Origin of the sequence: Henriciella sp. (assembly GCF_029936995.1) — a bacterium.
In the GTDB taxonomy this organism is placed as follows: Bacteria; Pseudomonadota; Alphaproteobacteria; order Caulobacterales; family Hyphomonadaceae; genus Henriciella.
Map to the genome: position 1 here is coordinate 1 of NZ_JAPYRE010000002.1, position 24,550 is coordinate 24,550.

The 24,550-nt window shown below is 57.3% G+C and carries 26 protein-coding genes and 1 tRNA gene; 18 read left to right on the plus strand and 9 right to left on the minus strand.

All coding sequences use genetic code 11. The features are described 5' to 3' along the window. Both Q1K31_RS04160 and Q1K31_RS04165 read right to left on the minus strand, forming a co-directional pair. Window positions 1–76 (minus strand) — tRNA-Ala (locus Q1K31_RS04160). Between the two features lie 56 nt (window positions 77–132). Then, a complete protein-coding gene (locus Q1K31_RS04165) occupies window positions 133–720 on the minus strand; it encodes a TIGR02300 family protein (RefSeq protein ID WP_300377044.1) in 588 nt (195 codons plus the stop codon). A gap of 99 nt (window positions 721–819) precedes the next feature. On the opposite strand from Q1K31_RS04165, the gene aroA reads away from it, so the two are divergent. Continuing rightward, on the plus strand, window positions 820–2,148 hold the full coding sequence (gene aroA / locus Q1K31_RS04170; protein ID WP_300377046.1) for a 3-phosphoshikimate 1-carboxyvinyltransferase: 1,329 nt from the start codon (window positions 820–822) through the stop codon (window positions 2,146–2,148). Between the two features lie 38 nt (window positions 2,149–2,186). Next, on the plus strand, window positions 2,187–2,723 hold the full coding sequence (locus Q1K31_RS04175; RefSeq protein WP_367187524.1) for a macro domain-containing protein: 537 nt from the start codon (window positions 2,187–2,189) through the stop codon (window positions 2,721–2,723). Here the strand turns inward: Q1K31_RS04175 and Q1K31_RS04180 are convergent. Continuing rightward, window positions 2,720–3,787, minus strand: coding sequence for a PLP-dependent cysteine synthase family protein (locus tag Q1K31_RS04180; protein WP_300377050.1), 1,068 nt, complete (start codon window positions 3,785–3,787; stop codon window positions 2,720–2,722). The genes Q1K31_RS04175 and Q1K31_RS04180 overlap by 4 nt on opposite strands. Before the next feature lie 106 nt (window positions 3,788–3,893). Between Q1K31_RS04180 and cmk the strand changes: the two genes are divergently transcribed. The 4 genes from cmk (at window position 3,894) to mscL (ending at window position 7,475) form a co-directional block, all read left to right on the plus strand. Continuing rightward, window positions 3,894–4,526: a (d)CMP kinase gene (cmk, locus tag Q1K31_RS04185; RefSeq protein ID WP_300377053.1), complete on the plus strand. Its 633-nt coding sequence runs from the start codon at window positions 3,894–3,896 to the stop codon at window positions 4,524–4,526. A gap of 134 nt (window positions 4,527–4,660) precedes the next feature. After that, the gene (rpsA, locus tag Q1K31_RS04190; protein WP_300377055.1) at window positions 4,661–6,541 is read left to right on the plus strand and encodes a 30S ribosomal protein S1; all 1,881 of its coding nucleotides are present in this window, start codon (window positions 4,661–4,663) and stop codon (window positions 6,539–6,541) included. Between the two features lie 101 nt (window positions 6,542–6,642). Then, window positions 6,643–6,942 (plus strand): integration host factor subunit beta, encoded by a 300-nt coding sequence (locus Q1K31_RS04195; protein ID WP_300377057.1) that lies wholly within the window; start codon window positions 6,643–6,645, stop codon window positions 6,940–6,942. Window positions 6,943–7,055: 113 nt separating this feature from the next. Continuing rightward, on the plus strand, window positions 7,056–7,475 hold the full coding sequence (gene mscL / locus Q1K31_RS04200; protein ID WP_300377059.1) for a large conductance mechanosensitive channel protein MscL: 420 nt from the start codon (window positions 7,056–7,058) through the stop codon (window positions 7,473–7,475). A 116-nt stretch (window positions 7,476–7,591) separates the two neighbouring features. On the opposite strand, the gene Q1K31_RS04205 is transcribed toward mscL, so the two are convergent. Genes Q1K31_RS04205 through Q1K31_RS04220 form a run of 4 tightly spaced genes read right to left on the minus strand, consistent with a single transcriptional unit; the run spans window position 7,592 to window position 10,944 of the window. After that, complete coding sequence (locus Q1K31_RS04205) at window positions 7,592–8,302, minus strand: DUF3299 domain-containing protein (RefSeq protein WP_300377061.1); 711 nt, start codon at window positions 8,300–8,302, stop codon at window positions 7,592–7,594. Window positions 8,303–8,358: 56 nt separating this feature from the next. After that, complete coding sequence (locus tag Q1K31_RS04210) at window positions 8,359–9,630, minus strand: FtsX-like permease family protein (RefSeq protein WP_300377063.1); 1,272 nt, start codon at window positions 9,628–9,630, stop codon at window positions 8,359–8,361. After that, complete coding sequence (locus Q1K31_RS04215) at window positions 9,627–10,325, minus strand: ATP-binding cassette domain-containing protein (protein WP_367187532.1); 699 nt, start codon at window positions 10,323–10,325, stop codon at window positions 9,627–9,629. Before Q1K31_RS04215 ends, Q1K31_RS04210 begins: the two co-directional genes overlap by 4 nt. Window positions 10,326–10,329: 4 nt before the next feature. Further along, complete coding sequence (locus Q1K31_RS04220) at window positions 10,330–10,944, minus strand: DUF2796 domain-containing protein (protein WP_300377067.1); 615 nt, start codon at window positions 10,942–10,944, stop codon at window positions 10,330–10,332. A 144-nt stretch (window positions 10,945–11,088) separates the two neighbouring features. On the opposite strand from Q1K31_RS04220, the gene Q1K31_RS04225 reads away from it, so the two are divergent. The 8 genes from Q1K31_RS04225 (at window position 11,089) to Q1K31_RS04260 (ending at window position 19,645) form a co-directional block, all read left to right on the plus strand. After that, complete coding sequence (locus Q1K31_RS04225) at window positions 11,089–11,907, plus strand: ZIP family metal transporter (RefSeq protein WP_300377069.1); 819 nt, start codon at window positions 11,089–11,091, stop codon at window positions 11,905–11,907. Between the two features lie 170 nt (window positions 11,908–12,077). After that, on the plus strand, window positions 12,078–12,938 hold the full coding sequence (locus Q1K31_RS04230; RefSeq protein ID WP_300377071.1) for a hypothetical protein: 861 nt from the start codon (window positions 12,078–12,080) through the stop codon (window positions 12,936–12,938). A 72-nt stretch (window positions 12,939–13,010) separates the two neighbouring features. After that, entirely contained in the window at window positions 13,011–13,283 is a 273-nt protein-coding gene (locus Q1K31_RS04235) for a hypothetical protein (protein WP_300377073.1), read from the plus strand. A gap of 152 nt (window positions 13,284–13,435) precedes the next feature. Beyond that, on the plus strand, window positions 13,436–15,193 hold the full coding sequence (locus tag Q1K31_RS04240; protein WP_300377075.1) for a hypothetical protein: 1,758 nt from the start codon (window positions 13,436–13,438) through the stop codon (window positions 15,191–15,193). Between the two features lie 30 nt (window positions 15,194–15,223). After that, window positions 15,224–16,675, plus strand: coding sequence for an AMP nucleosidase (locus Q1K31_RS04245; protein ID WP_300377077.1), 1,452 nt, complete (start codon window positions 15,224–15,226; stop codon window positions 16,673–16,675). A 75-nt stretch (window positions 16,676–16,750) separates the two neighbouring features. Further along, on the plus strand, window positions 16,751–17,200 hold the full coding sequence (locus tag Q1K31_RS04250; protein ID WP_300377079.1) for a GNAT family N-acetyltransferase: 450 nt from the start codon (window positions 16,751–16,753) through the stop codon (window positions 17,198–17,200). Window positions 17,201–17,270: 70 nt separating this feature from the next. Beyond that, window positions 17,271–18,053: a tyrosine-protein phosphatase gene (locus tag Q1K31_RS04255; RefSeq protein WP_300377081.1), complete on the plus strand. Its 783-nt coding sequence runs from the start codon at window positions 17,271–17,273 to the stop codon at window positions 18,051–18,053. 104 nt (window positions 18,054–18,157) lie between these two features. Then, window positions 18,158–19,645 (plus strand): MFS transporter, encoded by a 1,488-nt coding sequence (locus tag Q1K31_RS04260; protein ID WP_300377083.1) that lies wholly within the window; start codon window positions 18,158–18,160, stop codon window positions 19,643–19,645. Here Q1K31_RS04260 and Q1K31_RS04265 read toward each other — a convergent pair whose 3' ends face one another. Both Q1K31_RS04265 and Q1K31_RS04270 read right to left on the minus strand, forming a co-directional pair. Further along, window positions 19,646–20,182 carry a TadE/TadG family type IV pilus assembly protein gene (locus tag Q1K31_RS04265; protein ID WP_300377085.1) on the minus strand — a complete coding sequence of 179 codons (537 nt, stop codon included), beginning with the start codon at window positions 20,180–20,182 and terminating at the stop codon, window positions 19,646–19,648. It abuts the gene before it with no gap. A gap of 11 nt (window positions 20,183–20,193) precedes the next feature. Beyond that, entirely contained in the window at window positions 20,194–20,754 is a 561-nt protein-coding gene (locus tag Q1K31_RS04270; RefSeq protein ID WP_300377087.1) for a TadE/TadG family type IV pilus assembly protein, read from the minus strand. A 209-nt stretch (window positions 20,755–20,963) separates the two neighbouring features. Here Q1K31_RS04270 and ispG point away from each other — a divergent pair, with 209 nt between their 5' ends. The 4 genes from ispG (at window position 20,964) to Q1K31_RS04290 (ending at window position 24,517) form a co-directional block, all read left to right on the plus strand. Beyond that, complete coding sequence (gene ispG, locus Q1K31_RS04275) at window positions 20,964–22,097, plus strand: flavodoxin-dependent (E)-4-hydroxy-3-methylbut-2-enyl-diphosphate synthase (RefSeq protein ID WP_300377089.1); 1,134 nt, start codon at window positions 20,964–20,966, stop codon at window positions 22,095–22,097. An 84-nt stretch (window positions 22,098–22,181) separates the two neighbouring features. Continuing rightward, complete coding sequence (locus Q1K31_RS04280; protein WP_300377091.1) at window positions 22,182–22,646, plus strand: hypothetical protein; 465 nt, start codon at window positions 22,182–22,184, stop codon at window positions 22,644–22,646. Between the two features lie 105 nt (window positions 22,647–22,751). Beyond that, the gene (locus Q1K31_RS04285; RefSeq protein WP_300377093.1) at window positions 22,752–24,068 is read left to right on the plus strand and encodes an alpha/beta hydrolase; all 1,317 of its coding nucleotides are present in this window, start codon (window positions 22,752–22,754) and stop codon (window positions 24,066–24,068) included. 17 nt (window positions 24,069–24,085) lie between these two features. Continuing rightward, window positions 24,086–24,517 carry an MAPEG family protein gene (locus Q1K31_RS04290; protein ID WP_300377095.1) on the plus strand — a complete coding sequence of 144 codons (432 nt, stop codon included), beginning with the start codon at window positions 24,086–24,088 and terminating at the stop codon, window positions 24,515–24,517. The last annotated feature ends 33 nt before the right edge of the window (window positions 24,518–24,550 follow it).

The following is a 24,550-nucleotide window of genomic DNA, read 5'->3' on the forward strand; positions in this document are numbered from 1 at the left end:
TGGTGGAGCCTAGCGGGATCGAACCGCTGACCTCCTGCATGCCATGCAGGCGCTCTCCCAGCTGAGCTAAGGCCCCAATTCATCGGAGACGCGTGAAGTATAGTCTCACGCGCTCCTGATCAAGTCCAATTATCAGGACTTCTTGTCTTCGTCCTCGTCATCCTCGCCGTCATCGTTATCATCATCAAGGTCGAGATCGTCCTCGCCCAGATCAACGTCATCTTCGAGGTCGAAATCCTCTTCTTCATCGTCGAGGGAGACTTCGTCATCGTCATCGTCGTCGATGCCGTCTTCGTTGAAGCCGGCCGGAACCTTGCCGGGTGCAGCTTCTTCGTCTTCATCTTCATCGCCGCCCTCGAGAACAACCTCATCGGCGTCTTCACCGAGTTCACGGGAGGTTTCGTCTTCCTCCTCGTCGTCCTCTTCATCTTCATCGCCGTCGTTGTCGTAATCATCATCACCGCCCTCATCATCGTCAGCAGTCGATTTTTTCTTGCGGCGCTTGGGCGATTCTTCTTCGAGATCCTCTTCCTCATCCTTCGGCACGGAGCTTTTGGCACGTTTGGCCTTCAGCTTCGCACTGGTCGAACGAACCTCGTCATCATCCGGGTCGAACTCAGTCTGACACTTCGGGCAAACAGCTGGACGCTTGTTCAGATCATAGAACTTTGCCTCACAGCTGGGACAAATCTGTTTGATACCAAGATCGGGATCGGCCATAGGTCTTGGGTCTCCGCACCTCGAATGAAATTATGCGGGGGCGCTTGCCAGAAAGGCGCGCCCCTGTCAAAGCGCTTTTCGCCAGCTTGTGCAGAGGAGATGCAATTGGTCTGGACCTCCCACCCTGTTCCCCGCTTACAGGGCGTCATACGGGCGCCCGGCGACAAGTCATGTTCACACCGTGCCCTTATGTTTTCAGGCATTGCAAACGGCACTTCGGAAATCTCCGGGCTGCTTGAAGGTGCCGACGTCATGAATACGGCCAGGGCGATGGCCGCGCTCGGCGCTGATGTCAAAAAAACAGGTCCTGGTAGCTGGACCGTTACCGGGGTTGGCGCAGCCGGGCTCAAATCACCCGGTGAAGACATAGATTTCGGAAATTCCGGTACAGCTGCCAGGCTCATGATGGGTCTGATGGCAGGCTATCCGCTGGAAGCCAACCTCATTGGCGACGAGAGCCTTTCAAAACGTCCGATGAACCGGGTGATCAGCCCGCTGGAGCGCATGGGAGCAAGGTTCAAGCATGATGGCGCAGGCAAACTGCCAATCCGGCTCAGCGGGTCCAGTACGCTGGATGCAATTGAATATGCCCCGGAGCAGGCCTCCGCCCAGGTAAAGTCTTGCGTTCTGCTGGCTGGCCTCAATGCCGTCGGCACGACCCGGCTGACGGAAAGCCGGCCAACACGAGACCATACCGAGAAAATGCTGCGTGGTTTCGGTGCCAGACTGTCGGTGCGACCTGGAAGCGGGAACCGCCAGGTTGTCGAGATCGAAGGCGGGCAGCTCCTGCAACCGGTCGACACGGTCATCCCCGGCGACCCCTCATCAGCAGCATTTCTGATCGCCGGGGCACTGATCTCACCTTCAGGCGGGGTTGTCGTCGAGAATGTGATGTCGAACGAGACACGCGATGGCTTTTTCCAGGCCGCCGCGCGGATGGGCGCGGCTATTGGCGCAGAAGATACAGGCGATGCCGCAGGTGAACGTCTCATCGACCTTCAGGCCGCCTCTGGAGGCCTGAAGGGACGAGCCATTCCGGAGACACTGGTCGCCTCCATGATCGACGAATTTCCGGTCCTCGCCGTGCTCGCAGCGTTTGCCGAAGGGGAAACCGTCGTGACGGGGGCTGAGGAATTACGCGTAAAGGAAAGTGATCGCATAGCTGCGATTGTCGCCATGCTGCGTGTCAACGGTGTTGGGGTGGAAGAACGCGCTGACGGCTTTGTCGTCCTGGGTTGTGCTGGGCCGCCTCCTGGCGGGGGATTGGTCGAGACCCATCATGATCACCGCATCGCCATGAGCGCACTTGTCATGGGAACCGCTTCCCGCAATCCGGTCTCGATTGATGATGCAGCCATGATCGCGACAAGCTATCCCGACTTTGCCGCGCACATGCACGAACTCGGTGCCGACATACGGGAAGGATAGGTGAGAAGGGATGGCACGCTGAAGGCCTCTTGTGCGTTATGCAAGACAAAGGACAAGGAGCAAGTATCGTGGCAGGAACCCTCCAACTTCATCGCGGCAACATTCTCGACATAACGTGCGATGTCATCGTCAATGCCGCCAACTCCTCCCTGATGGGTGGCGGCGGCGTAGATGGTGCCATTCACAAGGCGGCAGGGCCTGAGCTTAAAGAAGCCTGCAAACCGCTAGCCCCCTGCCCCACTGGCGAAGTCCGGGTCACGGATGGCTTTGGCGTTGGGGACCGGCTGATCTTCCACACCGTCGGCCCCGTCTGGCGCGGCGGCGACCAAGGCGAAGCTGAACTGCTGAAAGCCTGCTACAGTCACTCTCTCAACGAACTGCTGAAACGCGAACTCAGCTCAATCGCATTCCCCGCCATTTCGACAGGCGCTTACGGATTCCCTGCGAATGAAGCTGCAGGCATCGCCGTGTCAGTATGCCGGGATTATATCGAAACCCATCCGCTAACGATAACCCTGGCAGCCTTTGACGAAACCAATGCGACCGCCATCAAGGCTGCGCTCAACCAGCCTTAGCCAGCAAGCCTCTCAAGGGTTTCAAGCGGCGTGCGGATATTCAGGCCCTGTTCGTCAAGCCATGCCGGATTGAAATACGTATCCGAGTATCGCTCACCACCATCGCATATCAGGGTGGCGACACTGCCAGCACGTCCAGCTTCACGCATCTCCGCCATGAGATGAAGCGCGGCCCAGACATTTGTGCCCGTCGAGCCGCCGCATCGTCGCCCCAACACACCTTCCAGCCAGTGAATCGTCGCGAGCGAGGCTGCATCCGGCACCTGCATCATCCGGTCAATTACACGTGGCTGGAAAGAAGCCTCCACACGCGGGCGACCGATACCTTCGATCCGTGAGCGTGAGTTTATCCGCAGGTCGGATTCACCGCTGACATAATGGTCATAGAACACGGAATTTTCCGGATCCGCTACACAGAGCCGGGTCTTCGACGAAAGATCCGAGCGATACCGGATATAGCGACCGATAGTGGCCGAGGTGCCGCCTGTCCCCGCGCTCATGACCACCCATTCCGGCAGGCTATGCTCCTCGAGGGCAAGCTGGGCAAACAGGCTTTCAGCAATATTGTTATTGCCACGCCAGTCTGTCGCCCGTTCCGCATAAGTGAACTGGTCCATATAATGGCCGCCACATTCGCGGGCGATACGCTCAGCTTCCGCATAAATATCAGGCGCCGGCACAGCATGTGTCTCGGCTCCATAGAAACTTATCTGGTCGAGCTTTTTACGAGCCGTGCCTTCAGGAACCACGGCAATAAAGCGCAGACCGAGCAGACGGGCAAAATAAGCTTCAGAAACCGCTGTCGAGCCAGACGAACTCTCAACGATCACGGTATCAGGACCGATGGCCCCATTGCACAAGCCATAAAGGTAAAGGGAACGCGCCAACCTATGCTTCAGGCTGCCTGAGGGATGAATGGACTCATCTTTCAGATAGAGCGTCTGGTTCGGAAATCCCGGCAGGTCAACCCGGACGAGATGGGTATCCGAGGACCGGTTAAAGTCAGCACTAATGCGCCGCATCGCCTCACACACCCATTGGCGCTCCGCACATATTTCCTGCATGATAGGCCTTTCCTGTCCCAGCTTGTCCTCATGGTGAGGCCATAGCTGACTTTGCTTGGCAAGTCGTGCTTGACCGCTCACCCACCGTCGCGCATTTCTCCCCGCCATGATTATCGCCATCGACGGAACACTCGCATCCGGCAAGGGGACTATTGCGACGCGGCTGGCAGCGCATTACGCCCTGCCCCATATGGATACCGGCCGCCTCTATCGCGCTACAGGTGTTGCCGCGATACAGGCCGGCGTTGCCCTGGATGATGCCGATGGGCTTGCCGAACTGGCCTCAAGACTCGATCCGGGTATTTACAATGAGGCGGAGCTGCGCACGGCCGAGGCGGGAATAGCTGCGTCTAAAGTCGCTGCGCTCCTTCCTGTCCGGGCAGCGCTCCTGGAGCTGCAGCGGGCCTTTGCTCATCAGGCAACAGGGGCTGTTCTGGACGGTCGCGATATCGGAACCATTGTCTGCCCCGATGCAGATGTGAAGCTATGGGTCGATGCCGATGTCGAGACCCGAGCGACGCGCCGGCACAGGGAGCTGGCCACTGCTGGCGACACCATCACGCTCGATGAAGTTCTCCGGCAACTGGAAGAACGCGACAGCCGTGATCGCGACCGCAAGGACGCTCCAATGAAAATGGCGGCAGACGCGGTCTTGATCGACACCACTCATCTGACTATAGACGCGGCTGTGGAAAAGGCGCGGGCGGTCGTTGATGCGGCCAAGGCCCGTCAGGAGTAGCAAGGCCCTGAAGCACAATAGCTTCAAATCCAAAGGCCACGCCTCCGCCCAATCCGTAAAAGACTGACAGCGTATACGCGCCAGCAATTCCGCTCGGCGCCATGAACTGCGTTGATCAGACCTTTGGAGAGAACATGTCTGATACCGAAACAATGAATCCGAGCACCGACGATTTCGCCGCGATGTTCGAAGAGAGCACTGGCGCATCGACGCTTCAGGAAGGCCGTGTTGTGCCTGCCACGGTCGTTGCCATCTCCGGCGACAACCTGATCCTGGATGTCGGCCTCAAGGTCGAGGGCCGCGTGGCCGCCAAGGAATTCCTGCTCGAAGACGAGAAACCCAAGGTCGGCGACATTGTCGAGGTTTTCCTCGACCGCATCGAGAACCTTATGGGCGAAGCTGTGCTTTCGCGCGACAAGGCGCGCCGCGAAGAGAGCTGGATCAAGCTGGAAGACAGCTACAACAAGGAAGAGCCCGTAAAGGGTGCGATCTCTGGCCGTGTCAAAGGCGGTTTCACCGTCGACCTCGGCGGCGTCAACGCCTTCCTGCCGGGCTCGCAAGTCGACATTCGCCCTGTCCGCGATGTCAGCCCGCTCATGGGGGAGGTTCAGCCTTTCGCCATCCTCAAGCTGGACCGCCCACGCGGCAACATCGTTGTTTCGCGTCGCGCAATCCTTGAGGAAAGCCGTGCCGAGCAGCGCGCAGAAATCGTCGAAGCGATGAATGAGGGCGATGTCCGCGAAGGCGTCGTCAAGAACATCACCGATTACGGTGCGTTCGTGGATCTCGGCGGCATCGACGGCCTGCTGCACGTCACCGACATGAGCTGGAAGCGGATCAACCATCCGAGCCAGGTCGTCAACGTCGGCGATACGGTCAAAGTCCAGATCATCAAGATCAACACCGAGACCCAGCGCATATCGCTCGGCATGAAGCAGCTCGAAGCCGATCCGTGGGAAGGCGTCGAGAGCAAGTACATGGTCGGCACGCGCCTTCCGGGTACGGTCACGAACATCACCGATTATGGTGCGTTCGTTGAGCTGGAAGACGGCGTTGAAGGCCTGATCCACGTCTCTGAAATGAGTTGGACCAAGAAGAACGTCCATCCGGGCAAGATCGTCTCCACCTCGCAAGAGGTCATGGTCGAAGTGCTCGATGTCGACGCCGAAAAGCGCCGCATCTCGCTTGGCCTGAAGCAGACCCAGGACAACCCGTGGTCAGCTTTCATGGCGGAGTACCCGTCGGGCACCGAAGTCGAAGGCGAAGTACGTGGCATCACGGAATTCGGCCTGTTCATCGGTCTCGGACCGGAACTCGACGGCATGGTCCACATCAACGACATTTCCTGGGATGTGCCAGGCGAGCAGGCGATCGCCAACTTCAACAAGGGCGACGTCGTCCGTGCCAAAGTCCTGGATGTCGATGTCGAAAAAGAGCGTATCTCGCTCGGCATCAAGCAGCTGGCCGGCGACCCGATGTCCGATATGGACATTCGCCGCGGCAGCACGGTCACCTGCACGGTGTCGGAAGTGACATCGGGTGGTATCGAGGTTCAGTTCGGCGATCCGGCCATGACGGCCTTCGTCCGCCGCTCCGACCTGTCGCGTGACCGTTCCGAGCAGCGTCCGGAACGCTTCTCTGTCGGTGACAAGATCGACGCCAAGGTGACGCAGATCGACAAGGCAGCCCGCCGCGTCTCTGTTTCGATCAAGGCACTTGAGATCTCCGAAGAGCAGGAAGCCGTGAAACAGTACGGCTCTGCAGACAGCGGGGCTTCGCTGGGCGACATCCTCGGCGCCGCACTTGCCAAGACCGACGGCGACGCTGACGGAGAAGATGAAGCTCCGACATCGAAAGCCAAGAAAGCCTCCAGCAAGACAACGGAAACAGCCGATGAGGCCGAAACCAAGTCTGAAGAGGTCGAAGCTGACGCTGAGGAAAAGCCGAAGAAGGCTTCAACGGCCAAGAAGTCTGCCTCGAAAGCGGCAGACGAGGGCGACAGCGAGGCTGAATAAGCCAGTCTTTGCGGGATAAATTCCGCTAAATGACAAAAACAATATGATGTTTGGGGCGGAACCACTGGTTTCCGCCCCAAATTTCGTTTACATTCAAAGTCATGCTCAGGTCAGAACTTATCGACAAGCTTGCGGCCGAATACAGCCACCTGAAACACGACGATCTGGAGAAGATTGTCGCGGTCATTCTCGACGAGATTGCCCAGGCGCTGGCTGAAGGAAACCGGGTCGAACTTCGCGGTTTCGGGGCCTTTTCTGTACGGGAACGAAAACCTCGTGTCGGGCGTAACCCGCGTACCGGCGAGAAGGTCATGGTAGACGCCAAGACCGTACCGTTCTTCAGGCCCGGAAAGGATTTGCGTGCACGGGTGAACGGAGGCGACGATCCTGAAGCCAGATAGATGGCCTACTGCTCGTGACTGGGACACGACAACTTACTAGTTGACCACTACAAGCTTTACGCGAACTATCCTTCTTACTGGTGCGATAACCGCACGCAGATTGGAGGGACAAGATGTTCAAGGAATTCAAGGAATTTGCAATGAAGGGCAGCCTGGTTGACCTGGCTGTCGGTTTCATTCTGGGGGGTGCGTTTTCCACCATCGTCAAATCGCTGGTCAATGACATCATGATGCCTCCGATCGGCCTGCTACTTGGTGGAGTAGACTTCGCAGATTTGATCATGCCGCTTGATGGCAATACGTATGAATCCCTGGCGGCCGCGAATGAAGCTGGCGCACCTGTCATCGCCTATGGGCTATTCATCAACAACCTGATTTCCTTCATTATCATGGCGCTGGCACTTTTCTTTGTCGTAAAGGGCGTCAACAACCTCAAACGCAAGCAGGATGAAGCCCCCGCAGAAGCGCCTGCCCCGGCACGCCAGGAAGTCTTGCTGGAAGAAATTCGCAACCTGCTGGCCAAGCGGTCGTAAACTCTTAACCAGATTCAGCGACACGGATGCCAGTAGAGTTAGTTGCGTGTTTGAAGGGCGTGGCCTGTCTGGTCCCGCCCTTCTTTCTTTCTGGCGTTCAGCTTATTCAGACAGGATCAGTATTCGTAGACTTCCCAATCGGTCATCTCGATCGTGTAGGCCGTGTCCGCGAGATCGGAGGTCTGCTTGCGTGTGCGCAGCGTGCCCTCAATCCAGACGGCCTGCGAAAGGTCCTTCAGCTTGATCTTGTCTTCGGTCCTGACAAATACCGTCTGGTTCGGTGGAGGCGGTGGCGCATGCAGACAAGCTCCATAGTAAGGCACAAGCAGGAACTCACTGATGGCCGCGTCCGAGCCGTATTCGAAAGGCACTGTATAGCCAGGCAGGCGGACCTTCAGTCCATTTGCACCCTTGCCGTTGATTTCCTCGACCGTGTTGAAAGTCCCGATCTGAATTGCCTGGTCACGCACAGACCCTTCTGCTACGGCCCCACCTCTGGAGTATAACTGGGCCATTTGCGCCTGATACATTTCGGCTATTCGCTCCTCCTCACCCTCCGGCATCAGCTCTTCCCAGCCGATTTCCATGACACCACGCGCACTCAGCGCGTCGGCTCGGGCTTTTCCTTCATCGGCAGCTTCATCCGGATCGGGAACCCTGTCGCCGACTTCCGGCTCTTCCGATGTCTCTGCACGGGCCAGCTCAACCGCTTCGGGTGTGTCTTCAGGCGAGGCGGCCGCATCTTCGTACGGTGCCTCACTAGCCTGGCTGCAGGCAACAACTCCAAAAAAAGCCGCCGCAATGGCGCTTGTCAGAATCTGTCTCATGACTCTTACCTAGGTGTCCCTGCCTGATGCATCCATATTCATGTACACTCCTTGCTTCAGAGTTTCACGGTCAGTCCGTCAGCCAGTGACCGGCGCAAGGCCGTGGCTGCCGGGACAGTTCCGATGAGAAGGGCCGCACCGGTTACAGCTAACACAGTCCACAAGTCGATCATGGACAGTCCCAGTCCCTGTAGCTGGACTCCATAGGATGATGAAAGCACCGGCCCCAGAAGAGCGAGCCCGAGCTGAACCAAAACCAGACCAGACAAGGATCCGACCAGTCCCAGCAAACCGGCCTCGGCCACCATCAGGGTAAAGATATGGCCCGGTCTTGCCCCTGTCGCCCGAAGGATCGCCATTTCACGGCGGCGCTCATTCAGACTGGTGAGGATACTAGTCAGAACAGACACGAGGCCGACAGCGATCACAAAGATGGACACCGCGATCAGGGCGCGTTCCACCACACCGGTCACTTGCCAAAGCTCCCCCAGAGCCACGCCGGGTATTATGGCCAGCAAGGGCTCTCCCTGGCGGGTATTCAGCGCACGCTGGGTCGACAGGATGGAACCTCGACGCTCAAGACCGACGAAGACCGCTGTGATTGTGCGTGGTGTAAGGTCGAAATCACGGATCATATCCTCCGTAATCGTATCGGCCATGGGGCTTCTGGTTCCCGTTTCCCAACCAACGTGAATAGCCGTCATCCCTTCCAGAGGAATATGGATCGTCTGGTCCACAGGCGTTCCTGTGGGCTCCAGAATCCCAGTCACGATAAAAGGCCTGTCCTCGTGATCCGTCAGGCCCGCCGAGCCGAGCCCATGTGTGAGTACGATCTCGCTTCCTGTTTTGTAGCCCAGCTCCCGCGCGACACCTGCTCCTATCACCGCCTCATAGATATCTTCGAAGCGCTCTCCCTGTGTCAGGACGAGCGGCGTATCGTTCGAATACCTGTAGCGTTCGAAATAGGTCTGGTCTGTTCCCATGACACGGAACCCGCGATGACTGTCCCCGAGTGAAACCGGGATCGTCCAGGCAATATCTTCGCGTGCGGTAATATCCTGATAGGTCTGCCAGCTGATTTCTGCTGTCGCATTACCCAGCCGGAACACTGAATAGAGCAACAGGTTGATCTGCCCCGTGGGAGCACCAACGATCAGGTCGGTGCCCGATATCGTATTATCGAAGCCGGCACGCGCACCATTGCGTGCCTTGTCCACCCCCAGGAAAAGAGCCACCGAAAGGGCAACTGCAAGGATGGTAAGCAGGGCGGATGCCTTACGGTTCAACAGGCTGCGCCAGGCGAGACCAATAATCGAAGCGTTCATCATGCAATCGCCCCAGCCCGGTTTATTTCGCCAAGATCGACACTACGGTCGAAATGCCCGGCCAGCGTGGCATCATGGCTGACAAAGAGGAGTGCCGCACCGTATCTGGCGGCCTCTTCGTTGAGCAATTCGATGAATCGGTCACGCGTATCAGCATCCAGGGCTGATGTCGGCTCATCTGCGATCACTAGGCTTGGCCCTCCAATCAGGGCCCGCGCGACCGCCACCCGCTGCTGCTGCCCCACGGATAGCTCGGTGACCGGGCGCTGGAGCATCTTTTCTTCATTCAGACCGAGCCTGGCAAGCAGACGCCGCGCTTCTTCAACCGGATCCCCGGATATTGCCTGCCGCCGTGTTTGCGAAAACCGACATGGCAGAGTCACGTTCTGAACAACAGAGAGGTAAGGCACGAGGTTGAACATCTGGAAAATGACGCCGAGTCGATCGGCCCGCAACCTGTCCCGCCTGGCGCCAGACAGGCTTGCCATGTCATGCCCAAGAACATCGACACCTCCGGCTTGCGGAGCAAGCACGCCTGCAATCAGACCAAGCAGTGTCGATTTACCCGAACCGCTTGGCCCTCTCAGGAACAGTCGCTCCCCTGCCGCGAGCTCAAACGCCGGAATGTCCAGAAGGGCCGGCCCCTCAGTCCAGGCGAATTTCAGCCCCTTTATCTGAACAGCGGCGGTATCGCTGATCAATTCAGTGAACCTCCAGAACGGTATTCCCAGGCCTTAGCTGTGCCGCCGACTGTGTTGTCTGGGAAGCATATATAGCCTCGATGGATTCTAGGGACGGATACGACCCCATCATGAGAAACTCTACAGTCTCAATGGCTGCCGGGTTATCGCAGGAATACACATGCTCAACCTCGAGCGCCCCATGCCCATCACTGATATGAGTACCAGACGAGGTCGTGATCGGCAGGCAGCTTGCCTGCCCATTAATCGCGACCATGTTGCCAGGCACCACAAAGGCATCCTTAAGCGCATCAAGCGCAGCCTGCTGCTCTGGTGTCTCGGCTTCATGTTCGAAGCCGACAAGCGATGCCAGCGGGGCTTCAAATGTAAACGTGACCTGCTCACGGTCTACGGCAATTGCCAGCCTGCCGTGGCCATGTTCGTGCGCTTCAAGGCGCCCCCCTGCCTCACTCGGGTTGCTTGAACGCGAATAGGTGTGTGTCTCGACGCCGGGCGTCTCAGCCTTTTCGGAAGGCGAAACCATGGACTTGGTTGCGATCTCCTGCTGGCCGTCACATCCGGCCGCCCAAAAAAGGACTGAGGCCGTGCCAAAGAACAGAAATGTAAAAGCACGCATCCTGTCTTCCTGTGTTCGACTGCTGCTGACAACGTTCATCATGAGTGAGAAATCGTTCGCAATCCATAAAATGCGATACTATAACGTTCCGGCAGGGGCAATCACTCTGGAAGAATTTATCAACTGCCGATCAGGCAGTGCGCGATGGGCAAGGCAAATCTGTTAATGTGGAGTTCTCTTCAGGCACCGTTATTTTTCGGGCTGATCGCAGCTTTTTTTACGACCGTGGGGCTCGTTCTGGTTGCACAGCGCGCGCCGTGGAGCGAACGCAACGCGTCCCTGTTCGGACTTGCCGCCGCCGGCATGCTGACGACGCTGGCCTTCCTTCACATCATTCCTGAGGCTTTCTCATTATCGACTATGGCGCCAGCCTGGCTTGCCACCGGATTTTTCGCTGGACTGCTTCTCAACAATTTCGTCAAAGCCGTCTTTCCGGACAAGGAAGGCGTGGCCAGCAAGCACGAAGCCATCACCCCCATTCTAGCGATCGCCGTCCATTCTTTCATAGATGGTGTGATCTATTCAGTGACCTTCGCGGCCAGTTTTGCGTCCGGGGTCTATGCCGCCATCGGCCTGACACTGCACGAATTTCCAGAGGGCGTAATCGCGTTTGCAATTCTACGCCGTTACGGCGTGCGAAACATGACAGCCTTCTGGTTTGCATTTCTTGCCGCAGCAGCGACGACCCCCCTCGGTGTTCTGGTCTCCGGACCTTTCATGTATGGACTTGATGAACAGGCTATCGGTTCGCTCTTCGCTGTCTCGGCGGGGCTTCTCATCTATGTCGCCACAGGCCCGCTCATGGCACCACTGAAAGAGATGACTCCCGTCAGAGGACTCGGAGCTGTCGCGACCGGAGTCGCCGTCGCTATTCTGCTGGTCCTCGCACCAATAGGCGGCCATATCCATGATGCGAGTGATCATGGCGCCCTGCCAAGATTTATATCTAGCTCTAAAGCCTGAAAAATTTCAGCCCGGCTTTTCAAAGCCTTTATGTGATCTCTTATCAAAACCCATGAGCCAGGATCGCACTTTTCTAGCCAGAAAAGCCTGATTGAGCTCATGGCTCAAAGTTCCGGCATCGCTTTTGCAGGCAGGCATGGTTATCAAAAGGTAAACTGCCGGAGTGCCCCATGAAGAAACGGCTCTTGCGCTATCTTAGCGCGCTGATCGCTTCGCTGATCTGCACCTATACCGGCTTGCGTGCGCATGCTGAAACGATTGATCCCGCCTCATGCGGGCTAACGGATGTCTCTGCATGGCAGGTCGCGCTTGAAAACCCGGAAGAAGAAGGCACGCCCACATACATACAATCCGTCACGGAAAACTTTATCGCGCGTTGCCCGAACCGGCCTGAAAAAGGCGAGGCACACCGGATCGCAGGCACAGCAGCAGCATGGGCTGGTGACGTTCAAGCAGCAGCGTCTCATTTCGAGAAAATGGGCCATGTAACAGACATGGAGTCGCTTCTAATGCATGCCGCCGTAAGGTTTTCGCTTGGTGAAACAGAGCGCGCGACCTCAATTCGTGACAATGCCATAGATAGCTGGACTGGCCGGCTTGAGCGTCTTGGGCTAGCCACGGTCGAGACCGAGCGCACCCAACACGGTGAAATCATCCAGGTCGCATTCAACAAGACACATCCTGAAGTGCGCATGTCCCATATGTGGATTGCACGGCCTGATGCACTGGCCTGGCCTGCCGCATTGCTGGTTACATCCGAACGCCAGCTCAACGCCTTCCACCGCCTGAAGGCGGGGTATACAGCCCCCACCCAGCATTATATTCGACTTTACCGGTGCAAGGCACGCAAGCTCATGGCGAAGACCTCAACAAAATTGAGCCAAACCGATATGACAACTGCGGCACGGCTCAGCCTCACCGCCTATATGGCCAATCCCGACAGACCGACAGCAGGCAACCTCTCTGCCTGTCTGTTCAACAGCCGCATTCTGCCCGATGTCAGTTACACCAGCAGCATTCCGGTTCAGTAGGGATATCCTGCCACTTCTGCATTGCTGGCGATTTTCCTGGAGCGATAAGACGCGACATGCGTAAATCGGGCAATGACACTGGTTCGTGACAGCCTACTCTGCATCAGTGCAGCCTTCCTGTGCGCGCCACTGGTCGTATACCTGCTCGACTCGCTGGTCGGTCTTGGACGGATCGACCCGCTGACACTCTCCACACTCATTGGCGGGGCAGGAGCCTGTGGTCTTGCCCTTAGTCAGGGACGCCACTGGGGGCGGTTCTTTATCGCCTTGCTTGCCGGGCTTGGCGTTGTTGCCTTGCAGGTTTACGGAATTGCCTTTCTTGTCCTGCAAACCAGCCAACTCTAAGCCGGCTTTTCTGCACAGACCTTACTCTTCGCACATGCCCAGCCTGTTAGCCTTCCGCTAGCCACAATCAGTCCGTAGACAGATTCTTGATGGAATTGCCGCTGGCTGAAATATTCACGGACCGATAGATGAACGCCGCCAAGAGCGCCCATATGACACCGATCTGGCCCCTGGTTCTTGCCGGTGTTTTGATAATTGGCACCATACTGCTTCTCTCTGCGCCAGAGGTTTTCGCAGGCAACCTGGCCGGCAGCGATGACATGATGCGGATGCAGCAGGTGCGAGACCTGATCGGCGGACAGAACTGGTACAATGTCGACCAGGCAAGACTGCTTACCCCTGAAGGCGGGGATATGCATTGGTCAAGACTGCCAGATATATTCCTGGCAGGGATTATCCTCCTGGCACAGCCTTTGATCGGCCGCGAGATGGCGGAGGTGCTGGCCGTAACACTCTGGCCGCTGATGCTGTTGAGCTGGGCCCTTGCCGCCCTCGCGACCTGCCTGCGCCGACTCAAAACCTCCCTGCCTGGCCAAATCGCCGGCATGGTATTTTTCTGCGCCTCTTTTGCCATCGTGACGCTTCTGCCGGGCCGCGTCGACCATCACGGCTTCGGCATCGCGCTTGCCCTGACAGCCCTGGCCTGCCTGCTTTCGCCGCAAAAAAGCGCTCGGTCTGCAGCAATCGCAGCAACATGTGTCGCTGCAATGTTTACATTGGCGCTCGAGAATGTGCCTGCCGCCACACTCATAATTGCAGGTTTCGCCCTGGCCTGGGTTCTGCGGGGAGATGGGGAAACAAACAGGTTGCGTGTTTTTGGTGCCGCACTCGTGGTCGGGGCCCTTATCGCGTATGTCTTCGATACGCCAGGTGCAGGCGGGATACGTGTTGTCTGCGATGCTTATGGTCAGTCGCATTTTGTCAGCCTGCTGGTCACAGGTGCAGGGCTGTTCACTGTGGCGACTTTCATGCCCTCTGCGCCTCGCTTGTTGTTGCGCGTTGTCGCAATGCTGCTTGTCACCGGGGTCGTTGTCTGGAGTTTCAGAGCGGTCAACTCAGAGTGTTTCGCACTCCCCTATTCCAATCTCTCTGGAACGGTCGAATCCATATGGTTCAGCGCGGTATCGGAAAGCCGCTCACTTCCAGACATGTTCGCGGGCGAGCCGGCCAGCGTGTATTTCCTTTACGGTTTCCCGGTAATCGCATTCCTGGCCACCCTGTATGCATGGTGCGGGTCGCCCCGGGCAGACCGTTTCAACATAGCATGTCTTGGTGTCGGGCTTTTGGCGGCCCTGTTGCTTTCAACATGGCAAGTGCGTGCAGCCTCGCTGGCACATGCGCTTAGTGCAATCTCTTCAGGATATTTCATTGGTATCCTGCTCGGAAGACGTGCCGCAAAGGACCATCTGCCAAGACTGAGCCTGCTAGCCGTCGCCATTCTGATAGCGTCTCTTCTCGGCTGGCAACTGCCGCAGCTACTCAGTAACAGCTTTCGTCAGGCTGAGCCGGCCATAGCCAATTGCACGTCCAGGCAAGCTTTCCAGCCTGTCGCAGCCGCTCCGAGAATGATCGCCTTTACGCCCATGGATCTTGGCGCACCGCTAATTTTCCATACGCGCCACTATGCAACTGCCGCGCCCTATCACCGTAATTCTGCCGCAATACAGATGACGGTTTCCGTTTTTACCGATCCTGTCGATACAGCCCGGACAAAGATGGAGAGAACGGGCGCGACACATCTCATATATTGTGCCGGTATGGGCGAACTACGCACTTACGCCAAGCACGCACCTGAGGGCCTCGCCGCCGCCTTGGAAGCTGGCAACGTTCCGCCTTGGCTAACGCCACTGACCACCAGTCAGGAAGGGATGGGGCCGGTCGTATACACAATAGATTATGAGCGCGATTGACGCCGCGTCGGCTTTGCGGCAACGGGGGGCATGTCAAAACTGGAAACGCCCGAACACGTCGCTGACACCCTGGAAGAGCTCTACGCCGAAGCTGTCAGCGCCCTAACATCAAGCCTCGAACGCTATTTGCAGGATGGCACACCACCATCACCTGACCTGCGCCAGTCCAGGGCATTCTGTTATCCTGCGCTGATCATCCGCTATGATCCGGAAGGGCCTCCTCCACCAATTTCCCGCGCTTTTGGAAAGATGTCCGAGCCGGGCACATATATTTCGACAATCACCCGGCCCGACTATTTTCGCGATTACCTGATCGAGCAGCTGAGCCCGCTGATGCGCGATTATCCGGTTGAGGTGGAGGTCAAGGCTTCCAGTTCGGAGATTCCATATGCCTATGTCTGGGACCAGGCCGAGGCAGGCGGTCTGGATGAAGTCAGTCCGGCAGAACTGGCCAAGTGGTTCCCCTCACCCAATCTTGGCATGATTGGAGACGAGGTTGCCGATGGCGAGCCCTATGAGCCCGGCTCTAACCGCCCACTCGCTCTCTTCGACGGGCCGCGTGTCGATTTCTCCCTGAAGCGCTTGCAGCACTATACAGGCACGCCTGTTGAGCACATGCAGCGCTACGTCCTTTTCACCAATTACCACCGCTATGTCGACGCCTTCTGCGACTGGAGCGTCGAACAACTCAAATCAGGATCGCGTTACACTGGCCTTTCCGTTGCAGGCGGCCTGGTCGTCGACGGGAAAACCCCAGACGCCAAGAGCGCCATAGACGCTGCGCCATGGCGGCGCGCGCAAATGCCGGCCTATCACCTGATGGCAGACGACCGGACGGGGATAACGCTCGTGAACATTGGTGTCGGTCCCTCCAATGCGAAGACCATAACGGACCACCTTGCCGTGCTTCGCCCGGAATGCTGGCTCATGGTCGGCCATTGCGGCGGGCTGCGTCACAGCCAGCAGATCGGTGACTATGTTCTTGCCCATGCCTATCTTCGCGACGATCATGTTCTGGATGGTGTGCTGCCGCCGGATATCCCGGTCCCGCCAATCGCCGAAGTCCAGGTAGCGCTGCAGGAAGCAGCTGCCGATGTCACAGGCGAAAAAGGCGATGGCCTGAAGAAACGCTTGCGCACCGGCACAGTGGTGACGACCGATGATCGCAATTGGGAGCTTCGTTTCTCTGAGACCGCGCGACGCTTCAACCAGTCACGGGCAATCGCGATCGACATGGAAAGCGCGACCATTGCTGCAAATGGGTATCGCCTGCGGGTGCCTTATGGCGTGTTGCTCTGTGTCTCTGACAAGCCCTTGCACGGTGAGATAAAACTGCCCGGAGCCGCCAATCGGTTCTATGAGCGCGCAATCGGTGAACATATCCGTATCGGCATCCAGACGCTGGAGCGGCTGGCACATGAAGGTGGTGCAGCCCTGCACTCACGCAAGCTGAGAGCCTTCGACGAACCGCCGTTCAGGTAATCCAAAGGTATCGCATTGACGCAGGCACCTGTGAAGTCCGTCTGGCGCCACGCAGGCCGGCATGATTTGCAGGCGGTGTCAGCAATCGCCAGCGAGGTCCACCCCGACTATCCGGAAAGTGATCGGGTCTTTCTCGATCGGCTTGGCCTGTTTGCGAAAGGCTGCATGGTCCTTGAGAGCGGGCGAGGCATTGATGGTTATTTCATAAGTCATCCATGGCACCGGCACACGCCTGTGCCACTGGACACCGAGCTACACCAGCTCCCCCATGATCCTGACTGTCTATATCTGCATGACATCGCGTTGCGCCAGACGGTGCGCGGCAGCGGAGCTTCGCAAACCGCGATCGCACATATTGAACAGCTTGCCAGAGAGCATGACCTCAACCTTGTTGCGCTCGTCTCCCTGCCAGCAGCAACCCGGTTCTGGCACATGGCCGGGTATGAAACACGCCCCTGTGACGGCCTCCAGAGCTATGGGGACGATACCGCCTACATGGAACGCAACGTAAACAGCTTACGCTAGGTGGCGGGTAGACCTTGCATGCCGAAAGCTCTAGCTCATGCCGTGCAGGAACAGCCAGAAGGCGCATGATATGAAGGACAGGGTCAAACCGCTCGAAGGAGTCAGGAACTTCCGGGATTTCGGTGGATATGAAGGTGTGGACAATGCACGGCTGAAGCCCGGTAAACTTTACCGCTCCGGCCATTTCGGCGAGGCGTCTGATAACGATCTCGCCGCGATCGACCTGATGACCATTACTGTCCAGGCGGACCTGCGCCGTCCGGACGAACGCGAGCGGCATGGCGACAAGTGGCCTGTCTCTGGCGTGCGCCGGCTGTACTCAGATCTCGGGCGCGAGCAGGACGCTCCTCACATCAACTTCCTCAAACAGGTTGCCGCTGACGGTGAGGCAGCCAAACAGTGGATGTGCGATTACTATACTGAAGCCCCCTACCGGCCGGCACTGGTCGATACATATACGGCCTGGTTCGACCATCTCGCCTCACTTGATGAAAACGAAGCCGCTCTCGTCAATTGTGCCGCGGGCAAGGACCGGACCGGTATTCTGTGTGCGTTGACCCATCACGCGCTCGGCGTTGCGAAGGATGATATCTTTACCGACTATGAGCTGACCAACACAGCTGCAGACGTTGATGCTCGATTGCCGGAGGCACGTGAGTACTTCAACACGATGCTCGAAAAGAATTATGACGATGAAGTCTTCAGGCCTTTCCTGGGGGTCGAACGGCGTTTTCTGGAAACAGCCATCGCCTCGATAGAAGAGCAGTCCGGGTCGCTTGACGCTTATCTGGACGAAACCTTGAGCGTAGATTCTGCGAAACGCGAAAAAATACGGCGAAACCTTCTGACCTGACGCTGCGTCACTGGCCGACAGGGCTTTTCCTCTCCCTCATTATGGTCAAGTTTCCTTCCAAAGAGAAAGCGACAGCAAGAGCGCTATCCTTTGGGAGGAAATCCATGAGCGATGCAACGCCGGCACCTGCCGACCCCCTCGTCGAACCCAAAATCGACCTGGGGGGCGCCCTGAACAAGCGCGGCTTTGCCTGGGCAATCTTCGAGTGGGCGCGTAATCCCTATTATGTCCTCATCGTCATTTATATCTTCGCGCCCTATTTCGCCGGGATTATCGGGCAGAACCTGATCGCAAGCGGCGAACTCGACGGGCTGGATGGGGCTGCCCAGCGCGCGGAAGCAAACGCCGCAGGCCAGGCCACAATATCGGCGCTGGTCAAGTATGCCGGTTTCATTGCGGCCTTCACCGCTCCCTTCCTTGGCGCGGCCCTCGACCGGGGCGGGCGCCGCAAGCCTCTGCTCGTTGTGTTTCTCGGCACACTTGCAGTTATGTCCTTTTCCCTCTGGTGGATCAAACCCGGTGATGCCGGAATGCCGGTCTGGATGGGCATGAGCGCGCTTGTGCTGGCCGCAGTCGGCTACACCTACTCTGAAGTCACGCACAACTCGATGTTGAATGTGAATGGCCGTCGCAGTGCCTTGCCCGCAATATCGGGACTGGGACTGGCGCTTGGCAACCTCGCCGGCGCCCTGATGATGTGCTTTATCGTGTTTGCCTTCGCCATGCCGGCCCTCGTCGGATGGCCCTTTGAAGCCCCGCTGTTTGGAATCAACGTCGCCGAAGGCGAGCACCAGCGTCTCGCGGGACCGCTCTGTGCAGTCTGGCTCGTCGTTTTCTCAATCCCCTTCTTTCTCAACGCGGAAGACGGGGGCACGAAAGGAGCCAGCTGGTCACGTGCTATCAAGGACGGCGCAGGAGGCCTCGTCCGGACAGTTCGGAATGCATCGGAGAACAAGAATATCCTGAAATATCTTGCCGCGCGAATGCTCTATGCTGATGGGATGCAGGCGCTTCTGGCTCTCGGCGGGGTCTATGTCGGGCTTTACCTTGAGTGGAATGTGGTTGAACTTTCGACCTTTGCCATCGTCGCCTCTTTCTTTGCCTTCGGCGGCGGCATTGTCGGTGGATGGCTGGATGGGCTTGTCGGGCCGAAGCGGGCTCTCGTCATTGAGATCCTGGGCATGATCGCAACCCTGGCGTTCCAGCTGTCGATTACATCCAACAGCGTCCTGTTCGGCATGGTTCAGGGATTTGAAATCTGGGACGGCCCGATTTTCAACACGCTGTCAGATGTAATTTATCTCAGCACAGCCGGGGCCATTGCTGTAACAGCCACCGCCAGTATCTCCTCAAGCCGCTCGCTGCTCGTGCATCTGGCACCTGAAGGGCGTGTAGGTGAGTTCTTTGGCCTTTACGCCATCGCTGGCACAGTCACAGTCTGGCTAGGCCCCCTCCTCGTTGAGTCCTTTACCAAGTGGTCAGGCGATCAGCGTATCGGTATGAGCGCCATCGGTCTCTTGTTCGTTCTGGGCCTGATCGTCCTGTTGACGGTTCATTCTCCGCATCATCCCGCCGTTGACGACAAAGACTGATCAGTCATCCCGGACACGGGCGACATGGCTGACGCGGCGTGGACGCAGGTAGAATTCATCCCGCAGCGTCTTCTTTGTCGTAAAGAAATAGCCAAGCGTGGATTCATAATCATACTCGACTTCGGCATAAACAACCGAACCATCCTCTGGCACGAGGTTTTCTGGAACCTCGATCACCTTGTCTTCCTCATATTCTTCAAGATGCAGGCCGTCGCTCCAGGCCACCCTGATCGTACCGTCATCATCATACAAACTGGACACACGCATCCGTGCATCCTCAAGCGGGTTCGGCTCAAGAATCATGCGGGAGGCCTGGAAGATATCCTCCAGGTCTTCATCCTTGATGGTCGCAGCGCGCGCTACGAGGTCTCCCATGGAGGATGAGGCACTCGTGACTTTGCGGTCCAGCAGCATCATGAAGGACAGCTCGATACACGCAAAATAGATCAGCAGCATGAGCGGTGCGATCAAGGCAAACTCGACCGCGGAGATCCCGCTCTTGTCGGCGCAATACTGGCGAAAACGTGCAGTAAACATCGTAACTGACCTCAGAATGGCTCGTTGCGGAAGACAACGGTGGCCTGGAGCAGGCGCCTGTTGCCACTCAGGTTGGCGAGTGGCGCACTCAAGACAGGCGTCATCAGCTCCCACTTGTAGAAGGCCCGTACCACGACGATTTCGTCACGCCCGCCCGGGTCAAACTCGAATCCGGACTCGTTGACTTCGCCATCTTCATCAATCGGGCTGGGGTTCCCCGTGGAACCGAAACTGTCAAACGTCTTCACGTCGAGCAGGATCTTCCCCTTGCAGGCGAACATGTCGAAAATTTCGGCGCAGACAATCTCTTCAAAGGCATCACGGTTGAAGTCTTCACCGCTCTGCAACTGACCGGTACGTATCCCACGCGCGGCCTCGCTAAGACCATGCTCCATCACCGCCGACATGATGAAAATCACGCAAATCTCGAGCAAGCCGAAAATCAGGAAGAAGAACGGTGCCGCAATCATTGCGAACTCGACGGCCGCCACGCCGCGCTTGTCAGCGGTCCAGCTCTTCAGGCGCTTTAACCATAATGGTGCCAACACACCGGGAAAGATCATATCAGACATCAATACCTTCGCGCTGCTTGAAAGGCGCCCTCTTGATCGTCACAGTTAACAGCCAGCAGTTTCAATCGCGTTCAACCGGTCTGTGAAATTTCACGGATATGTGTCTCTGCTTTAACCCTGCAGCCATTCGCTTGCGGCTGTGGCCTTTACCTCGCCATCTTCTCCCCCCAAATTCAAAGAGTGCGCATTGTGAGGCAAAAGGAATCCCGATGAGCCTGAACCCCGTAAGACCATGGCGCTCCATCGAAAGGCGCAAGTCCCGCAAGATTCACGTTGGTTCCGTTGAAATTGGTGGTGATGCACCAATCGCCGTCCAGACCATGACCAACACACCAACCGAGGACGCCGAAGCCACGATCGAGCAGATAGCACGCTGTGCCGAGGCTGGTGCAGACATCGTACGCGTTTCATGCCCTACCGAGGAAGCGACAGCCGCCATGCCGGCGATTTGCCAGGCCTCGCCTGTTCCGATCGTTGCCGACATCCATTTTCACTACAAACGCGGCATCGAAGCCGCAGATGCAGGCGCAGCCTGTCTACGCATCAATCCTGGCAACATCGGTAGCCATGATCGCGTTAAAGACGTGGTAAGCGCTGCCCGCGCCAATGGTTGCTCGATTCGTATCGGCGTTAATGGCGGCTCCCTCGAGCGTCACCTGCTGGAAAAGTACGGCGAGCCCTGCCCTGATGCGATGGTCGAAAGTGCGCTCGCGCATGCCCGCATTCTCGATGACCTTGATTTTCACGACTACAAGATTTCGGTGAAGGCATCAGACATGTTCCTCACCGTGGCAGCATATCAGCAGCTGGCTGACGCCACCGATGCGCCTCTTCATCTTGGTATTACCGAGGCAGGTGGTCTTCGCACGGGCACAGTCAAATCCTCCATTGGCATGGGCAACCTGCTCTGGATGGGAATTGGCGATACGATCCGCGTCTCGTTGTCAGCCGATCCTGTCGAAGAGGTGAAAGTCGGCTTTGACATGCTGAAATCGCTCGGCCTGCGCACACGGGGCGTGAACATCATCGCCTGCCCATCCTGCGCACGTCAGGGGTTTGACGTCATCAAGACGGTTGAAGCGCTTGAGGAGCGACTTGCTCATATTTCGGAGCCAATCTCCCTCTCGATAATCGGCTGCGTTGTTAATGGCCCCGGTGAAGCGGCAATGACCGATCTCGGGTTTACAGGCGGTGGCCAGGAAAGCGGCATGATGTATGTCTCGGGCCAGCGCGACCACAAGGTTTCAAATGCCGACATGATCGAGCATATTGTTGAACAGGTCGAGCAGAAAGCCGAGCGGATGCGCGCCCAGCGCAAAGCCGACATTGTCGCAGCAGAGTAAGTAACTGCCGGTTTCATAACCTAGCTGTAATGAATTTCATCGTGATTTTGTGATATTCTCCGCGCCTCAGGTGGGAGAGAAATCATGCTTTCGATAATTATCCGCTTCGCCGGTGTGCTAGCACTGACGATTGCTTTTGGCCTGTCTGTCATGCACGCGCAGGAACGCCCTGCCCGCATGATCCCGATGCAGAAAACGATGGCCAATGATTGCTCGCCAGACAATTTGACCTCAGTTCTGAATATGAGCCCGGACAACTTGTCCAGTGCGTATTCGAAACAACTCGTGACCTGGTGCAAGTCTCAACAGGCAGCCGAGAAGGCCGCAGAGACAAAATCAATCAGCCTTTCCTCGTCACGAGCACCTGCCGCACCCGATCCGACACAGGTGGCAATGGATGACGACACTCTGGCGTTATGGTGCGGACGCAATAATTGCGTATGTTGGAAGGGCAAGAGATACGATGGTTGCCACCACACCGACATTATGTGCCGGCCAAACACATTCAAATGTGTTGGGAAAATCTGCGGCTGTACGACGGTTGAATAGACCTGAAAACACTGCACCGGGCGGCTCACAATAAGGTGAAACGCCCGATCGGGCCTGTGCTCCAGAAGATCTCCCTGCTAGGCAATTTGCCTGGAAGGGATATGCATGGGCCTGACACCAAGGATGCTAAGCTGGATTGGCCGTATAGCGATCGCCATATTTCTGGTCTTCGGTATGGCGAATTGCACAAGGCTTGGCCTTAACTATGCAAGCCTGGATATCGAGGGCAAACCCACCGCATGGCCACCTGTTGCCGACGAACCTGAAACATTCCTTCAAAACCGCGAAATGTGGAAAATCCGGCTCGAGGATCACATCTTCGGTCCTTTCCCTGAAGGCCTCGCCAGTAAACGTATCAGCCACAAAGTCATTGATGATAACTATCTGCATGGGCTTGGCACGCTTGAGGAATACATTATCGAGATCAGCGGCGCGGGCAACACAAAGCGCTTCACGCTCGGTATCGCCTGGCCAAAGACTGAAACCCCCGCACCCCTCATCATCAGCCAGTCCTTTTGCGGCAACCAGACTGCATTCCAGACTGCGGCCATGTCACCACCACTGACACCTGGCGTGACCGATTTCTGCGGCAGCGGAGAAGGTTCGGTTATGTCGCGCGTCGCTCAGCTTGTGTTTGGCCGATACATTGCCAGCCCGCCCATGGAACAAGTTCTCTCGCGTGGCTACGCATATGCGAGCTTCTACACTTCGGAGCTCATCCCGGACTCCTCCGGGGCTGCCCGCGCCATGATGCCTGACTTTCCACATGCTGAGCGCGGCGAGATAAGTGGAGCAGTCGCCGGCTGGGCCGCAGGGTTTTCAGCTGCCCTTCACGTGCTGGAAAATGATCATCGCATCGATGCTGCGCGCACAGCCATTATTGGCCACTCCCGGTCCGGGAAGTCAGCACTTGTCGCGGGGAGTTACGATGAACGTATCGACGCGGTCATTGCCCATCAGGCCGGGACTGGTGGGACCGCACTCAGCCGGGCAAAAGCAGGGGAAACCGTCCCAGAAATGCTGGAAAACTATCCCCACTGGTTCTCGCCGGCCTATCAGGAATTCGATGCGGGCGGTGCCTACACCACACCAGTGGATATGCATGTGCTTATCGCGCTTAACGCTCCAACCCCTCTGCTTATTGGGAATGGCCGACGCGATGTCTGGTCAGATCCGAACGGCACATGGCGCGCAATGCTTGAAGCTGCGCCTGTCTACGAAGCTGCTGGCGGCAACAGCCTCAAGCAGGATACGATGCAAACCCCAAATCTTGATGCCAATCTCGTTTTCTGGATGCGGCCTGGCGGCCACTCAATAACGGCAACGGACTGGGACGCGTGGCTGACCTGGCTCGACAATGTCATGCCGCAGGGAGAAGAGGTGCCAGCCGCACCGAACGCGGCTAGCATGCCTCCCACATAACTAGCTGGGAGGCCCAAATGCCGTTTCAAACCGAAGATCTCTTGCCCATACTCGCGCTTGTCGTGTGGACGCTCGTCATGTTCGTCTGGATGTACCTGACCCGCATCCCCGCCTTTTCCAAAGCCGGTATAAATCCCGACGACGCTCGCCACCCTGACGCAGGTTACAACAATAAAATCCCCTCAAACGTCCGGGCCATCGCCGACAACTACAATCACCTGCATGAGCAGCCGACTATCTTTTATGCCCTTGTCGTCTTTGCGGCCCTGACAGGCGGCGGCGACAACATCTTCATGTATCTCGCCTGGGCCTATGTCATCCTCCGTATAATTCACTCTCTCGTCCAGGTTCTGTCATCGAAAGTGACCAACCGGTTCCTTGTCTTTGCAATCGGCACACTGGTTCTGATCGCCATGGCGGGCAAGGAAGTGATCCGCGTGCTGGGCTGAATGCCAACACCAGCATGACTGACAGATTAGCGG

Bases quoted from the DNA above. Each gene is read 5' to 3' on its own strand.
- Q1K31_RS04280 (WP_300377091.1), top strand. From the start codon at position 22,182: ATGCTTTCGATAATTATCCGCTTCGCCGGTGTGCTAGCACTGACGATT.
- Q1K31_RS04270 (WP_300377087.1), bottom strand. From the start codon at position 20,754: ATGTCTGATATGATCTTTCCCGGTGTGTTGGCACCATTATGGTTAAAG.
- Q1K31_RS04205 (WP_300377061.1), bottom strand. From the start codon at position 8,302: ATGAGACAGATTCTGACAAGCGCCATTGCGGCGGCTTTTTTTGGAGTT.
- Q1K31_RS04265 (WP_300377085.1), bottom strand. From the start codon at position 20,182: ATGTTTACTGCACGTTTTCGCCAGTATTGCGCCGACAAGAGCGGGATC.
- Q1K31_RS04210 (WP_300377063.1), bottom strand. From the start codon at position 9,630: ATGATGAACGCTTCGATTATTGGTCTCGCCTGGCGCAGCCTGTTGAAC.
- Q1K31_RS04230 (WP_300377071.1), top strand. From the start codon at position 12,078: ATGAAGAAACGGCTCTTGCGCTATCTTAGCGCGCTGATCGCTTCGCTG.
- Q1K31_RS04255 (WP_300377081.1), top strand. From the start codon at position 17,271: ATGAAGGACAGGGTCAAACCGCTCGAAGGAGTCAGGAACTTCCGGGAT.
- Q1K31_RS04290 (WP_300377095.1), top strand. From the start codon at position 24,086: ATGCCGTTTCAAACCGAAGATCTCTTGCCCATACTCGCGCTTGTCGTG.
- cmk (WP_300377053.1), top strand. From the start codon at position 3,894: ATGATTATCGCCATCGACGGAACACTCGCATCCGGCAAGGGGACTATT.
- rpsA (WP_300377055.1), top strand. From the start codon at position 4,661: ATGTCTGATACCGAAACAATGAATCCGAGCACCGACGATTTCGCCGCG.
- mscL (WP_300377059.1), top strand. From the start codon at position 7,056: ATGTTCAAGGAATTCAAGGAATTTGCAATGAAGGGCAGCCTGGTTGAC.
- Q1K31_RS04225 (WP_300377069.1), top strand. From the start codon at position 11,089: ATGGGCAAGGCAAATCTGTTAATGTGGAGTTCTCTTCAGGCACCGTTA.
- ispG (WP_300377089.1), top strand. From the start codon at position 20,964: ATGAGCCTGAACCCCGTAAGACCATGGCGCTCCATCGAAAGGCGCAAG.
- aroA (WP_300377046.1), top strand. From the start codon at position 820: ATGCAATTGGTCTGGACCTCCCACCCTGTTCCCCGCTTACAGGGCGTC.
- Q1K31_RS04245 (WP_300377077.1), top strand. From the start codon at position 15,224: ATGTCAAAACTGGAAACGCCCGAACACGTCGCTGACACCCTGGAAGAG.
- Q1K31_RS04195 (WP_300377057.1), top strand. From the start codon at position 6,643: ATGCTCAGGTCAGAACTTATCGACAAGCTTGCGGCCGAATACAGCCAC.
- Q1K31_RS04165 (WP_300377044.1), bottom strand. From the start codon at position 720: ATGGCCGATCCCGATCTTGGTATCAAACAGATTTGTCCCAGCTGTGAG.
- Q1K31_RS04235 (WP_300377073.1), top strand. From the start codon at position 13,011: ATGACACTGGTTCGTGACAGCCTACTCTGCATCAGTGCAGCCTTCCTG.
- Q1K31_RS04180 (WP_300377050.1), bottom strand. From the start codon at position 3,787: ATGCAGGAAATATGTGCGGAGCGCCAATGGGTGTGTGAGGCGATGCGG.
- Q1K31_RS04240 (WP_300377075.1), top strand. From the start codon at position 13,436: ATGACACCGATCTGGCCCCTGGTTCTTGCCGGTGTTTTGATAATTGGC.
- Q1K31_RS04260 (WP_300377083.1), top strand. From the start codon at position 18,158: ATGAGCGATGCAACGCCGGCACCTGCCGACCCCCTCGTCGAACCCAAA.
- Q1K31_RS04175 (WP_367187524.1), top strand. From the start codon at position 2,187: ATGCAAGACAAAGGACAAGGAGCAAGTATCGTGGCAGGAACCCTCCAA.
- Q1K31_RS04220 (WP_300377067.1), bottom strand. From the start codon at position 10,944: ATGCGTGCTTTTACATTTCTGTTCTTTGGCACGGCCTCAGTCCTTTTT.
- Q1K31_RS04285 (WP_300377093.1), top strand. From the start codon at position 22,752: ATGGGCCTGACACCAAGGATGCTAAGCTGGATTGGCCGTATAGCGATC.